Origin of the sequence: Sphingomonas sp. LY54, assembly GCF_035594035.1 — a bacterium.
In the GTDB taxonomy this organism is placed as follows: Bacteria; Pseudomonadota; Alphaproteobacteria; order Sphingomonadales; family Sphingomonadaceae; genus Allosphingosinicella.
Genome location: NZ_CP141588.1, coordinates 424,071 through 437,421, shown reverse-complemented (window position 1 = coordinate 437,421; position 13,351 = coordinate 424,071). Strand labels below are relative to the sequence as shown.

Annotated in this window: 15 protein-coding genes and 1 other annotated feature; of the genes, 8 read left to right on the top strand and 7 right to left on the bottom strand. The window is 68.2% G+C overall.

Annotated features, from left to right (window positions below; translation table 11 throughout):
• The first annotated feature begins 2 nt into the window (after positions 1-2).
• A complete protein-coding gene (locus SH591_RS02210; protein ID WP_324750332.1) occupies positions 3-338 on the top strand; it encodes a hypothetical protein in 336 nt (111 codons plus the stop codon).
• A gap of 3 nt (positions 339-341) precedes the next feature.
• Here the strand turns inward: SH591_RS02210 and SH591_RS02205 are convergent, their stop codons facing one another.
• Positions 342-1,823, bottom strand: coding sequence for a SulP family inorganic anion transporter (locus SH591_RS02205; protein WP_324750331.1), 1,482 nt, complete (start codon positions 1,821-1,823; stop codon positions 342-344).
• A 31-nt stretch (positions 1,824-1,854) separates the two neighbouring features.
• Positions 1,855-1,908, bottom strand: a sequence feature (sul1 is cis-regulatory element that is thought to sense ions involved in sulfur or methionine metabolism; They are found in Alphaproteobacteria).
• Between the two features lie 192 nt (positions 1,909-2,100).
• Between SH591_RS02205 and SH591_RS02200 the strand changes: the two genes are divergently transcribed.
• From SH591_RS02200 to SH591_RS02190, 3 genes are all read left to right on the top strand, one after another.
• Entirely contained in the window at positions 2,101-2,223 is a 123-nt protein-coding gene (locus SH591_RS02200) for a hypothetical protein (RefSeq protein ID WP_324750330.1), read from the top strand.
• Between the two features lie 63 nt (positions 2,224-2,286).
• Positions 2,287-2,970 (top strand): type 1 glutamine amidotransferase, encoded by a 684-nt coding sequence (locus tag SH591_RS02195; RefSeq protein WP_324750329.1) that lies wholly within the window; start codon positions 2,287-2,289, stop codon positions 2,968-2,970.
• Positions 2,963-3,694 (top strand): DUF72 domain-containing protein, encoded by a 732-nt coding sequence (locus tag SH591_RS02190; RefSeq protein ID WP_324750328.1) that lies wholly within the window; start codon positions 2,963-2,965, stop codon positions 3,692-3,694. Before SH591_RS02195 ends, SH591_RS02190 begins: the two co-directional genes overlap by 8 nt.
• A 7-nt stretch (positions 3,695-3,701) precedes the next feature.
• Here the strand turns inward: SH591_RS02190 and SH591_RS02185 are convergent, their stop codons facing one another.
• Complete coding sequence (locus SH591_RS02185) at positions 3,702-4,838, bottom strand: alanine racemase (RefSeq protein WP_324750327.1); 1,137 nt, start codon at positions 4,836-4,838, stop codon at positions 3,702-3,704.
• 7 nt (positions 4,839-4,845) lie between these two features.
• The gene (gene hppD, locus SH591_RS02180) at positions 4,846-5,901 is read right to left on the bottom strand and encodes a 4-hydroxyphenylpyruvate dioxygenase (protein WP_324750326.1); all 1,056 of its coding nucleotides are present in this window, start codon (positions 5,899-5,901) and stop codon (positions 4,846-4,848) included.
• A gap of 139 nt (positions 5,902-6,040) precedes the next feature.
• Here hppD and trxB point away from each other — a divergent pair, with 139 nt between their 5' ends.
• On the top strand, positions 6,041-7,006 hold the full coding sequence (gene trxB / locus SH591_RS02175; RefSeq protein ID WP_324750325.1) for a thioredoxin-disulfide reductase: 966 nt from the start codon (positions 6,041-6,043) through the stop codon (positions 7,004-7,006).
• Position 7,007: 1 nt separating this feature from the next.
• Here trxB and SH591_RS02170 read toward each other — a convergent pair whose 3' ends face one another.
• The 4 genes from SH591_RS02170 to SH591_RS02155 are packed head-to-tail and all read right to left on the bottom strand — an operon-like array spanning position 7,008 to position 9,742.
• Positions 7,008-7,817 (bottom strand): hydrolase 1, exosortase A system-associated, encoded by an 810-nt coding sequence (locus SH591_RS02170; protein WP_324750324.1) that lies wholly within the window; start codon positions 7,815-7,817, stop codon positions 7,008-7,010.
• The gene (locus SH591_RS02165) at positions 7,793-8,455 is read right to left on the bottom strand and encodes an alpha/beta hydrolase family protein (RefSeq protein ID WP_324750323.1); all 663 of its coding nucleotides are present in this window, start codon (positions 8,453-8,455) and stop codon (positions 7,793-7,795) included. The genes SH591_RS02170 and SH591_RS02165 overlap by 25 nt, the downstream gene beginning before the upstream one ends.
• On the bottom strand, positions 8,452-8,721 hold the full coding sequence (locus SH591_RS02160; protein WP_324750322.1) for an acyl carrier protein: 270 nt from the start codon (positions 8,719-8,721) through the stop codon (positions 8,452-8,454). Before SH591_RS02160 ends, SH591_RS02165 begins: the two co-directional genes overlap by 4 nt.
• Before the next feature lie 28 nt (positions 8,722-8,749).
• Positions 8,750-9,742: a GNAT family N-acetyltransferase gene (locus tag SH591_RS02155; protein WP_324750321.1), complete on the bottom strand. Its 993-nt coding sequence runs from the start codon at positions 9,740-9,742 to the stop codon at positions 8,750-8,752.
• A gap of 50 nt (positions 9,743-9,792) precedes the next feature.
• Between SH591_RS02155 and SH591_RS02150 the strand changes: the two genes are divergently transcribed.
• The 3 genes from SH591_RS02150 (at position 9,793) to SH591_RS02140 (ending at position 13,317) form a co-directional block, all read left to right on the top strand.
• On the top strand, positions 9,793-11,316 hold the full coding sequence (locus tag SH591_RS02150; RefSeq protein WP_324750320.1) for an acyl-CoA ligase (AMP-forming), exosortase A system-associated: 1,524 nt from the start codon (positions 9,793-9,795) through the stop codon (positions 11,314-11,316).
• Entirely contained in the window at positions 11,313-12,545 is a 1,233-nt protein-coding gene (locus SH591_RS02145; protein ID WP_324750319.1) for a pyridoxal-dependent decarboxylase, exosortase A system-associated, read from the top strand. The genes SH591_RS02150 and SH591_RS02145 overlap by 4 nt, the downstream gene beginning before the upstream one ends.
• Before the next feature lie 121 nt (positions 12,546-12,666).
• The gene (locus SH591_RS02140) at positions 12,667-13,317 is read left to right on the top strand and encodes an XrtA/PEP-CTERM system exopolysaccharide export protein (protein ID WP_324750318.1); all 651 of its coding nucleotides are present in this window, start codon (positions 12,667-12,669) and stop codon (positions 13,315-13,317) included.
• Positions 13,318-13,351 lie beyond the last annotated feature (34 nt).

Below are 13,351 nucleotides of genomic sequence, written 5' to 3'. Positions count from 1 at the left end.
CCATGCCAAGACTTCTCCTGTCGGTGCTCATCGGGACGACGCTGACCCTGCTGTCGACCTTCGTCGGCGCGCGCTCGGCGACCGCAACCTATCCGGACATCATGGGCTGCGAGAAAAGCTGCACGGTCGCCGCGTCCGGATGGCCGCTCGTCTTCGTGCGGGATTATACCGGGATGTCGGTCGTCGACACGGCCGACATCATGGAGGTGTGGTTCGCCGCAGACCGGTTCGACTGGCTGCCGTTCCTGCTCAACCTGTTCTTCTGGAGCGCCCTTTCGCTGGCGGCGATCGCTTTCATGTGGGGAGCCGGCCGCGCCGGCGCGGCACCCTACTCCTGAACCTCAATGCGGCGTCAGGCCGATCTCGACGCCGGTCTTGTCGTGCAGCGCGAAGCGGTCGACGAGGTCGGCGCTGGCGCGGTTGTAGCCGGTGACGGCGACGCTCCGGCCCTCGCGGCGCATGCGGGCGACCACCTTGTCGAGCGCGGCGACGGCAGAAATGTCCCAGAAATGCGCGGCGGTGACGTCGATCGCGACATGCGATGCGCTTTCCTCGCCGAACGCCCGGTTGAAGCGATCGACCGAGGCGAAGAAGATCTGGCCGGTGACGCGATAGGTGGCCGTGTTTCCGTCGTCGCTCAGGATCCGCTCGACGGCGAACATGCGCCGCACCTTGCCCGCGAAGAAGATGCCCGAGAGCAATACGCCGGCGAGCACGCCCTGGGCGAGGTCGTGGGTCGCGACGACCACGCCGACCGTCACCAGCATGACGGCCGAGGACGTCGGCGGGTGGCGCCGGATATTGGCGATCGAATTCCAGCTGAACGTGCCGATCGAGACCATGATCATCACCGCCACCAGCGCCGGCATCGGGATCTGCCCGACGAACGGGCCGAGCACCGCGAGCAGGAAGAGGAGGAAGGCGCCGGCTGTGAAGGTCGAGAGCCGGCCGCGGCCGCCCGAGGTGACGTTGATCACCGACTGGCCGATCATCGCGCAGCCGCCCATCCCGCCGAACAGAGCGGCGACGATGTTGGCCGAGCCCTGGCCCATGCTCTCGCGCTGCTTGTCGCTGTCGGTATCGGTCATGTCGTCGACGATCTGCGCGGTAAGCAGCGACTCCAGCAGGCCCACCGCCGCCATCGTCAGCGAGTAAGGCAGGATGATGCGCAGCGTCTCGAGCGTGAAGGGCACTTGCGGCCAGGTCAATGAGGGCAGGCCTTCGGGCAAACGTCCCATGTCGCCGACCGTGTTAACCGGGGTGCCCATCAGGATCGCGAAGGCAGAGAGGAGGAGGATCGCGACCAGGGGCGAGGGCACCGCCTTGGTGAGGCGCGGGAACAGATAGATGATCGCGAGGCCCGCCGCGACCATCGCATAGGTCTCCCAGCCGACATTGGTGAGCTGCGGGATCTGCGCCATGAAGATCAGGATGGCGAGCGCGTTGACGAAGCCGGTGATCACCGATCGCGACACGAACTGCATCAAAAGGTCGAGCCGCAGCAGCCCGGCGACGATCTGGATCAAGCCCATCAGGATCGTCGCGGCGAACAGATAGTCGACGCCATGCTCGCGCACCAGCGGCACCACCAGCACCGCGACGGCGGCGGTGGCGGCGGAGATCATGCCCGGCCGGCCGCCGGTGAAGGCGATCACGATCGCGATCGACACCGAGGCGTAGAGGCCGACGCGCGGATCGACGCCGGCGATGATCGAGAAGCCGATCGCTTCGGGAATGAGGGCGAGCGCGACGGCGATGCCGGCGAGGATGTCGGCGCGAGGGTTGGCGAGCCAGTCGCGGCGAAGCGAGGCGAGGAATGTCATGGTGGGTCCGTGTCGGTCGGCCATGCGGCCAAATTGTCCGGGGGATAGGCGCCCGGCCGAGCCACCCGGTCGCGCCGGGTCCGTGGAAAGGCAGGCCTTAGAGGCTGCGTGATAGCGCGCAACCCGCGGCTTCTGCGGAGCGGCCTCGGTTAGCGGAAAGGAACTGCGCGTCCGACCGGTCCCGCGCTCGGAGATATACCTTTGGTTTCATAGTATTGACCGCATGTTGCCCGCTCCGCCGCCAGCCCGTAGCGCGTCGCCTTTCCACAACCGGAGAGTGTACGTGCTCGGCAACCGCCGCACCCAGCGCCGCCGCAACTTCGTGCGGCAGGACAGTCCGCTCGTGCTGGCCATGCTCCTGCTCGGCCTCGCTTCCGTCGCGCTGAGCTTCCTGGTCTGACAGTACGTTCGTCCCGTCCCGGTCGGCCGTGACAAAGGGAGCGCGGCGGGGCAGGGACGGGGCATGAAGATCGGCATATTGGAAACCGGCGGACCGCCCCCGGCTCTCGTCGCGCGGTTCGGCACTTATCCTGACATGATCCGAGCCCTGCTCGGCGACGCGCGCTACGATTTCACGCGCTACGACGTTCAGGCAGGGGAATTGCCGCCCGTCGAGGACAATGACGCCTATGTCGTCACCGGCTCGCCGGCCGGGGTCTATGACGATCTCCCCTGGATCGCTGCGCTGATCGACTGGCTGCGCGACGCGAAGGGCAAAGCGAAGCTCGTCGGCATCTGCTTCGGCCACCAGATCATGGCCGAGGCGTTCGGCGGGCGCGTGCTGAAGTCGGACAAGGGCTGGGGCATCGGCCTCCATCGCTACGAGGTGCGCGAGCGCGCGCCGTGGATGGACGACGTGGCCTCGCTCGCGATCCCCGTGTCGCACCAGGATCAGATGGTCGAGCTTCCGCCGCGCAGCCGCGTGCTGGCGGGGAGCGCGTTCAATCCGTTCGGCCTGATCGCCTATGACGACCAGCCGGCCATATCCTGCCAATGCCATCCGGAATTCGCGCCAGCCTATGCCCAGGCCTTAGTCGAGGCGCGGCGCGATCGACTGCCCGACCCGGACAAGGCGATCGAGTCGCTGGAGCAGCCCGACGACCGCGCCCGGCTGGGCGAATGGATTCGCCGCTTCCTCGATGGCTGAGCCGCGCATCGGCATCGCCGGCTGGAGCATCCCGGGCAAGGATGCCGCGCGCTTTCCGGCCGACGGAACGAGCCTCGAGCGCTATGCCGGGCGCCTGCGTTGCGCGGAGATCAATTCCTGCTTCCACCGGTCGCACCGTCCCGAAACCTATGCGCGCTGGGCGGCCTCGGTGTCCGATGATTTCCGCTTTGCCGCCAAGCTCGCCAAGACGGTCACGCACCAGCGCAAGCTGGTCGACTGCGAAACGCTGGTGGATGCTTTTCTCGCCGAAACGAGCGGGCTCGGCGCCAAGCTGGCGGTGATCCTCGTCCAGCTCCCACCCAGCCTCGCGCTCGATCCTTCGGTCGCAACGCCCTTCTTCGCCGCCCTGAAGCAGCGGACCGGGGCCGCGATCGCCTGCGAGCCGCGCCACCCGAGCTGGTTCGAGCAGGAAGGCGACCGGCTGCTCGACGAAGCCGGTGTGGCGCGCGTCGCCGCCGATCCGGCGCGGGTCGAGGTGGCGGCCCGGCCCGGCGGCTGGCGCGGCCTGACCTATTACCGGCTGCACGGCTCGCCGGTCATGTACCGGTCGAGCTACGACGACGGCCGGCTGGAAGCCTATGCCGAGGCGCTCGCCGCGGAGCGGGCCGCGGGACAGGAGGTCTGGTGCATATTCGACAACACCGCCTCGTCGGCCGCGACCGGCGACGCGCTACGCCTCCAGGAATTGCTCGCGACCGGCTGAGATGCCGTCACCAGCCGCCGACCTTGCTCCATTCGCCGCGCACGGCGGCGCCGTCGGTGACGAGATAATGATCGTGCGCCGCCGCGGTCATGCAGACATGGTTGGGGAGGATGCGCACCTTGGCGCCGATCGGCAGCCGTGCGAACAGGGCCGGGTCGGTGACGGCGATCGCGCCATGCTCCTGGTGGACGCCGCCGACGGTGAGGCGGCCGTAGGAAGGCTCCCCGTCTAGGTCGACGACGAGCCCGTAGCCCATGTCGCGTTCGCCGAGCGCTCCGGTGGCGCGGTCCTTGGATAGAGCGATCCCGCCGGCATCGACGACGATCTGGTTGTAATCGGGCTTGTGGCTGATGACGGTGGCGACCACCGAGGCGGCGACGTCTTGCGTGCCATGCGATCCGATCCCGGCCTGGAACAGGTCGCCGGCCATGTAGACGCCGGCGCGGATTTCGGTCAGCCCCTCGGCCGATCGCATGTGCATCGCGGTCGGCGTCGATCCGGCGCTGACGCCCGGCACCTCGAACCCGGCCGCGCGCAGCCGTTCTGCCGCCGTGACCACGGCCAGCCTTTCCTGCTGGGCGACCGCCGCGATCCCATCGGCCGTGCGCGCCTCGTAGCTGTGGCCGCCATGGGTTGCGACTCCGGCCAGCGAAGCGGGGGAGGCGGCGAGGGTGCGCGCGATGGCGATCAGGCGCTCGTCGCCGGGCTCGATCCCGGTGCGGTGCTCGCCGCTGTCGATCTCGATCCAGGCGCGCAGGGCAACGCCCTCGCGCGTCGCGAACTCCGCCGCCGCCGCCGCCATCTCGACGCTGTCGAGGAAGAAGCTGAAGCGCGGCGCGATCCGCATCAGATCGGCCGCGCGCGCGAGTTTGTCGGGCGTGATGCACACCGCATATTGGATGTCGGCGATGCCGCCCCGCGCGAAATAATCGGCTTCGCTCAGCGTCGAGACGGCGATGCCGCCGTGACTGGGGTCGATCGCAACGCGCGCCGCCTCGATCGCCTTCAGCGTCTTCATGTGCGGCCGGAGGTGGACGCCGAGGGCGCGACACCTCTCGAGCATGCGCGCGCAATTGCGCTCGAACCGGGGCAGGTCGAGCGCAAGCGCGGGCGTGGCGACGTCGGCGAGCGTGGCTGCGGTCATTGCGGGCTCAGGCCGGCTCTTTGGTCGCCGGCAGCACGCCGCGGCGGATCTGGTCGAGCTCGATCGACTCGAACAGGGCCTTGAAATTGCCCTCGCCGAAGCCCTGGTTGCCCTTGCGCTGGATGATCTCGAAGAAGATCGGGCCGACCATATTCTCGGTGAAGATCTGGAGCAGCAGGCCCTCGCCGGTCTCGGGGGAGCCGTCGATCAGGATCCTGCGCTTGCGCATCTCGGCGACGTCGTGGTCGTGGCCCGGCAGGCGTTCGTCGATCATGTCGAAATAGGTGTCGGGGCTGTCCTGGAACTTGATGCCGCTGGCGCGCAGCTCGTCGACCGTCTTGAAGATGTCGTCGGTGGCGAGCGCGATATGCTGGATGCCTTCGCCCTTATACTCGCGCAGGAATTCCTCGATCTGGCTGTGCTCGTCCTGGCTCTCGTTCAGCGGGATGCGGATCTTGTCGTCGGGCGCGGTCATCGCGCGCGAGACCAAGGCGGTCTGCTTTCCCTCGATGTCGAAATAGCGGATCTCGCGGAAGTTGAAGAGCTTTTCGTAGAATGTTGCCCAATGGTTCATCCGGCCGCGGTTCACATTGTGGGTGAGGTGGTCGAGCGTGTGGAGACCGGCGCCGGCGCCGCGGACCGCGCCCGGGACCGGATCGAACAGGCTGTCGTAGATCGTCTGGGCGCCGTATCGGTCGACCAGATAGAGATAGGAGCCGCCGATCCCCTCGATCGCGGGCAGCTCATATTCGCCTTCGACCTTGGTGGCGCCGCGCTCGACCGCCATTGCGAGCGCCTTGGCGCCGTCCTTGACGCGGAACGCCATCGCGCTCGCCGACGGACCGTGCGCGTTCTGGAAGCTGCGGGCATGGCCGCCTTCGTCCATGTTGAGCAGGAAGTTGACGTCACCCTGGCCGTAATGGCGGACGTTCTTGCTCTTGTGGTTGCCGAGATGGGTGAAGCTCATGGCGGTGAACAGGCCGGCCAGCGCTTCGGGATCAGGGCTGGTGAACTCGACGAACTCGAAGCCGTCGAGGCCGAGCGGATTGTCGTGCGCAGTCATGGGGGCAACCTCTGTCTGGAATGTCGATATGGCGGCCTCTCTATCAGCGCGCCGGGTGCGCCGCAAATTGCGGAGGTTGCGCTGGGGGGCTTGGACACCCTATCTCGCCCCCATCCATTTCTCCTCCGGAAAGACGTTCATGGCCGCCACCCATTCCACCCGCATGCTCATCCTCGGCTCCGGCCCGGCCGGCCTTTCGGCGGCGATCTACGGCGCCCGCGCCGGCCTCGCGCCGATCGTGGTGCAGGGCATCCAGCCCGGCGGCCAGCTCACCATCACCACCGACGTCGAGAATTATCCCGGGTTCGCCGAAGTCATCCAGGGCCCGTGGCTGATGGAGCAGATGCAGAAGCAGGCCGAGCATGTCGGCGCGCAGATGATGTGGGACACGATCGTCGAGGTCGATTTCTCGCAGCGTCCGTTCCGCCTGATCGGCGACGGCGGCACCATTTACACTGGCGACACCGTCGTGATCGCGACCGGCGCGCAGGCGCGCTGGCTCGGCATTCCCTCGGAAGAGCATTTGAAGGGCAAGGGCGTGTCGGCCTGCGCGACCTGCGACGGCTTCTTCTACCGCGGCAAGAAGGTCGCCGTGATCGGCGGTGGCAACACCGCGGTCGAGGAGGCGATCTACATGACCAACCATAGTCATGACGTCACTTTGATCCACCGTCGCGATTCGCTGCGCGCCGAAAAGATCCTCCAGGATCGCCTGTTCGCCCATCCCAGCATCAAGGTGATGTGGAACAAGGAAGTGGCCGAGTTCGTCGGTGGCGGCACGCCCGAGGGGCTGGTCGCGCTCGACCTGCGCGACACCGTCACCGGTGAGATGTCCCGGCTCGACGTCCAGGGCGGCTTCGTCGCGATCGGCCATTCGCCGGCGACCGACCTGTTCAAGGGCAAGCTCGCGCTCGACAAGGACGGCTATCTCGAGATCGAGACCGGATCGACCCGCACCAACGTCCCCGGCGTGTTCGCTTGCGGCGACGTGATGGACAAGATTTACCGACAGGCGGTGACCGCCGCCGGCACCGGCTGCATGGCCGCGCTCGATGCCGAGCGCTTCCTCGCCGAAGCCGAGTTCGAAGCGGCCGCTGCGGCCTGAGTCAGGCTTTCAGCCGGTCCATGGCAACGAGGCAGGCCTCGAGCAGTGCCTGCTCGTCGCCGGGGCGCGCGAAGGTGTGCGAGTCGGTCTCGACGTAAAGCGGCTCCCCGCTCGGCACGGACGCGAAGACCGGCTTCTTCCACACGTCTTCCGCGGCGATCGCGGTTGCGTCCTTGCGACACAGGATCAGCGCCAGGGGCAGGGGCCGCGCGGCCAGCGCCGAAGCCGTCTCGCTGGCGAGATCGGTCGGCGCCGCCGGTCGAATAATCTGCAAAATACCTTTTAGAAGCTTCCGATATGATATTGATCCGGAAAGGATCTTGCTCCAGCCCTGCCGGCTGAGCAGTCGGTCGCGATAGTGTCGCTTGATCGCGGCCGGCGCGGGCTGCCCCGCCTCGGTCTCGACCAGCCAGGGGTTGGCGAGGATCAGCCCGTCGAGCCCCGCGGAGCGGCCGAACAGCGCCAGCGCGGTGGCGCCGTCGCACAGGCCGAAGCCGACGATCCGCGCGAGCCCGGGCCGTGCGGCCCGGAACGCGGCGGTCGCAGCGGCGATGTCGGGGCCGCTGCCGCGAAAGCCGGGATCCACGCCCTCGCTGTCGCCGACGCCGCGCCGGTCGAACCGGAAGCAGGCTATGCCGCGTTCGGCGAGCGCCGCCGCCAGCCGTTCGTACATACGGTGCGATCCGATCCGCGTCTGGCTGCCGCCGGTCACCATCAGCAGACCCGTCGCGCCGTTGCCGTCGTCGAGCGTCGCGCCGAGCGACGCGCCCTCGCAGGCAAAAGTCATCAGCCGCCGCATCGCGCGATCCATTCGCTGATATCTGAGGTCATTGCCTCGGCAAGCTCAGACGAATTGCCAGGTTCGGAGCGGCGCCACAGAGCCGGTCCGTCGAGCTTGGCGTCCGCGTCGGCGAGGTCGCTGGCGAGCCGCGCCACGCGCAGCGGCGCAAGCGGCTCCAGCTTCGCTTCGCGCAACGCAACCGAGAACGCGTCGTCGAGCGGATAGCCGGCGCTGCCGCCGGCGCTGACGAGGCCCGAGCGGGCGAGATCGCGGGCGAGCGAAACGCCCTCGGCCGGGGCAAAGCGGTAGAAGCAGGAAGCCTCGGCGGCGCCGTCGAGCAGGCAGCCGCCGCGCAGCGCCACCACCGTTGGACGTCCCATCGCCGCGGCGGCCGCGCGTACGGCTCCCCGCCAGTCCTCCCAGCGACAAGCCTCCAGTGCCAGGGCGCTTTCGTTGGTACCGGGCAGATCGGGCATGTGGCACGCAAAGCCGCGGGCGGCGAGGCCGCGCATCACGGCGGCGATCAGCGCGCGGGTGCGGTTCAGTTCCTCGAACAATGGCGGGACGAACAGGATCGGTGGCGCGCCGGCGGCGCCGATCCGCATCACGCATTCGTCGCCTGTGGGGGCGGCATAGCGGTCGTAATGAAGACCGCCGCCCGCGTTCACCGCAGCGCCTTGGCTCGGGAGAAGGTCAGAAGATGTCCATAGGTTTCAAGCATATCCGCGTCGACCTCATGATCCTCTATGAGGATGCCGAGCCGTTCCTCCAGCTCGGTGAGAAGCCCCGCCACCGCCATCGAGTCGAATTCGGGCAGGGCGCCGAACAGGGGGGTCGACTCGGTGAAGGCGGCGACGCGCTCCTTGGGCAGGCCGAGCACGTCGCTCAGCACCGCCCGCAGCGTCCTGTCCACGTCGTCGGCGTCGGTATGCACGGTCAGTCCCCTTGGCTTTTGCCGTCGCCTAATCGTTCCGCCCGCCGCGGACAAGCCGGGCGGCAGTGGCCCGCGCCAGCCCATATAGGCCAGCAATCGTAAAGGGATCGAAAGCGCGCAGCCGGTAGACCGGCGCCTTCTCCTCCATCCAGTCGGCCTTGTAAGCATCGTCGCCGAGCCCGAAGTCGATGCCACGGACATGGTCGACGTCGAGCGCGTGGCGGAACATCGCCATGCTCAGCACGGTGCCGGGCGAAAGCTTCTTCGCCTCCTCGACATAAGCGAGCTTGTGGATGGTCGCGTGGCCGTCCTCGACCAGCCAGAGCTGGGCGGCGAGCGGCGCCCCGTCCTGATAGGCAAGGCCGAGCCGCAAGGTGCCGGCCGCGCCTTCCTGCTCGGCGAGCGCGCGCAGGAAGGCGGTGGAGCCTTCGTCGGGCTTCCAGCTTGCGCGGTAGACGGTCTCGTAATCGGCCCAGGCGGCGGCGTCGAAGGAGGTGTGGATGGCGATGTCGAGCTTGGCCGCCTTGGCCTTGCGCTCGGCGGTGTTGCGCAGCTTCGACGGCCGGCCGGCCCAATAGGCCGCGAAGGTCATGCCGTAGGTGGGGATATGCCAGGCGCTGCTCGCCGGTTCGAGCAGGGTGCGCCACCCGGACTTGCGAAAGGCGGCGGGCAGGGCATCGCCGTCCCCGATCGGGTAGAGGTCGACCATGCCGACCTTGCCGCGCAGCGCGCGTGCCAGGGGCGCCAGCGGGGCATCGCCGATTGCGCCGAAGCGCAGGCTGTACCAGCTGGCCAGCGCTTCCGCCGTGCGACCATGCCGCGAGAGGAACAGCCAGGCGGAGCGTTCGCCGTCGCGGCTGCGCGCGACCAGCGGCGTTCCCCGGGGCGGGCAATGCTCGGCGGTCAGGCGGAACCAGCTCAGCCGGTCGAACAGGGAAGGGCGGGCGGCGCGGTCCAGCGCCCCCGCGGCGTCGCGTTCGATCTCGTCCCAGTCATCGAACAGTTCCACGTCGCCGGTCAACGCGCTATCCCCCTGACGCCACGGCCTGTGTGGCGCAGCGAGGAGCCTCCGTGCAAGCCCCCGATCCGACCCCGCGACCGCTCGACCATCTGACCCGACACGGCGCGGCCGATGCGCCGGCTTTGCTCACCAAAGAAGGCTTGCTCGATTATGCCGGGCTCGAGCGGAATGTCGGCGCCCTTGCGGCGGCGCTGCAGGCGCGGGGGCTCGCGCCAAGCAGCCGGGTCGCGAGCTGGCTGCCCAAGACGCGGATGACATCGCTCCTGCCGCTCGCCTGCGCCCGCGCCGGCCTTGTCCACGTGCCGATCAATCCGGTGCTGAAGCGCGCCCAGGTCGCCCATATCCTCGCCGACAGCGGCGCCGCTTTGCTGATTACCGGCGACGCCCGCCTCGCCACCTTGGAGGAGGGCGATCTCCCCTCCGGCTGCGCGGCCATCACCGAGGCAGGGGGGGAGGCGATGCTCGCCTTCGCCGGCACGCTGCCGCCGTCCTCCGCCAATCCGGAGGCTCTGGCCGCCTTGCTCTACACTTCGGGCTCGACCGGCCGCCCCAAGGGCGTGATGCTGAGCCACGCAAACATGTGGCTCGGCGCGATCAGCGTCGCACATTATCTCGGAATTTCCTCGCAGGACCGCGTGCTCGGTGTGCTCCCCCTGAGCTTCGATTACGGCCAGAACCAGTTGCTCTCGACCTGGGCAGCGGGCGGCTGCGTGATCCCGCTCGACTATCTCTCCGCCCGCGACGTGATCCGCGCGGTGGAGCGTCATGACGTCACAACGCTTGCCGGAGTGCCGCCGCTCTGGGTGCAATTGATCGAGGCGCAATGGCCCGAGCAAGCGGCCTGGCGCCTGCGCCGCCTCACCAATAGCGGCGGCCGCCTGCCGGCCTCGGTCATCCGCCGCATGCGCGAGCTGTTCCCGGCGGCCGAGATTTTCCCGATGTACGGCCTCACCGAGGCGTTCCGCTCGACCTATCTCAACCCGGCCCTGGTCGACGAGCATCCCGATTCGATCGGCACCGCCATTCCCTTCGCCGAAATCCTGGTCGTGCGTCCCGACGGCAGCGAGACCGCGCCCGACGAGCCGGGCGAATTGGTCCATGCCGGTCCCCTCGTCGCGCAGGGCTATTGGAACGATCCCGTGCGCACCGCCGAGAGGTTCAAGCCGGCCCCGGCGGGGTCGCGCTACGGCGGCACTGCCGTCTGGTCGGGCGACACCGCGCGCCGCGACAAAGACGGGCTGCTCTATTTCGTCTCCCGCGAGGATGCGATGATCAAGACCTCGGGCAATCGCGTCAGCCCGACCGAGGTGGAGGAGGCGGCCGTCGCCAGCGGCCTCGTTGCCGAGGCGGTCGCCCTGGGCGTCGCCGACGACCGGCTGGGGCAGGCGATCGCCCTGATCGTGCGCCCGGCGCCGCCGCACGGCCGCGAGGCCGAGGCCGAATTGCGCGCCTTTTTCCGGCGCGAGTTACCGAATTTTATGCAGCCCGGCCCTATCATCTGGCGCGCGGAGCTGCCGAGGAACCCCAACGGCAAGCTCGACCGCGAGGCGCTGAAGCAAGAGTTGATGGCATGAGCAAGCCCGCCGGGGCCATTCCCCAGGAGTACGGGACGCAAGGCGCGCAACTGCTGGTCGGCGGCCGCACCGTCGCGGATCTGGTCGCGCAAGCCGGCGACACGCCGCTCTTCGCCTATGATCTGGCGATGGTCGAGCAGCGTATCGCCCGCTTTCGGTCCGCTTTCCCGGTTCAGCTACATTATGCAATTAAAGCAAACTCGTACGGCCCGTTGCTTGCATCGATTGCGAGGAAAGTGGACGGCTTCGACATCGCATCGGCGGGGGAAATGGCGCTCGCGCTGGACGCCGGCATGGCGCCCGACGCTATCTCGTTCGCCGGTCCCGGCAAGCGCGACGCCGACCTCGAGAAAGCGATCGCGGCCGGAGTCACGCTCAACTGCGAATCCGAGGGCGAGGTGGCGCGCGCGCTCGCGATCGGCGAGCGGTGCGGGGTGCGGCCCAGGCTCGCCGTCCGCGTCAATCCGGACTTCGAGATCAAGGGCTCGGGGATGCGGATGGGCGGCGGCGCCAAGCCGTTCGGCGTCGATGCCGAGCGCGTGCCCGCTTTGGTGCGGGCCATCCTGGAGGGCGGCGCCGAATGGCGCGGCTTCCACATCTTCGCCGGCTCGCAGGCGCTCTCCGCCGAGGCTTTGATCGAGGCGCAGCAGGCGACGGTTGACCTTGCCGGCGCGCTTGCCGACACGATCGGCGCGACGCCGCCTCTGGTCAATCTCGGCGGCGGCTTCGGCATTCCCTATTTCCACGGCGAGCTGCCGCTCGCCATCGAGCCAATCGGCGACGCGCTGGCGGCCGCTCTGGAACGCCGCCGCGACAGCCTTGCCGGCAGCGCCTTCGCGATCGAGCTCGGCCGCTGGCTGGTGGGTGAGGCGGGCGTCTATCTGACCCGAATCGTCGATCGCAAGGTCAGCCACGGCAAGACCTTTCTCGTCGTCGATGGCGGCATGCACCACCAGCTCGCCGCCTCCGGCAATTTCGGCCAGGTGATCCGCCGCAACTATCCGGTGGCGATCGCCAGCCGCATGGACGAGGCCGCAGAAGAGGAGGTCAGCATCGTCGGCTGCCTCTGCACGCCGCTCGATCGCCTCGCCGATGACGTCATGATGCCGCGCGCCGATGTCGGCGATCTCGTCGCCGTTTTCATGGCCGGCGCCTACGGCCTGTCGGCCAGCCCGCAGGCCTTCCTGGGTCAGCAGGCCGCCCGCGAAGTCCTTGTGACCTCCGTATAAACCGCACGTTCCTAACGTTAATTTTACCTCTTGCAGCGATAGCAGTGCGCAAGCTGCGCCTGTTTCGTCCCCGTTCGGGCGGCCGGCGCAGGCCCTTATCGCCTGCCAAGAGGATCGGCCCATGCGTGTCGTTGCACAGTCCAGAACAGCCCTCGCGCTCGGCGCCGTCGCGCTCGCGCTCACCGGCTGTGCCTCGGGCGGTAGCCCCACTGGCAATCGCCTTCCGGCCGCCTCGTTCGTCGGCAACGATCAGGACGTCAGCGAGGAATATATCATCGGTGCGCTCGACGAGCTCACCATCTTCGTGTGGCGCAATCCCGAGCTTGGCGCCAAGGTGCAGGTCCGTCCCGACGGCCGCATCACGACGCCGCTGATCAGCGACATGACGGCGGTCGGCAAGACGCCTTCCCAGCTCGCCGACGACATCAAGGGCGTCCTCAACCAATATATCGAGGAACCGCTCGTCTCGGTGATGGTCGACAAGTTCCAGGGCACCTTCTCGCAGCAGATCCGCATCGTCGGCGCGACCGAGAAGCCGGCCTCTTTGCCGTTCCGCGCCAACATGACCCTGCTCGACGCGATGATCGAGGTCGGCGGCCTTTCCGAATTCGCCGCCGGCGACAAGGCGCGGCTCGTCCGCCAGGACCGCGCGACCGGCCGCCAGAAGGAATATGACCTCAAGATCTCGCGCCTGATCAAGCGCGGCGACACCAGCGCCAACGTCAAGCTCGAGCCGGGCGACGTCATCATCATTCCCGAAAGCATGTTCTGAGCAGCCACCCGGCGGCCTGAAAAGGGGACCAGCA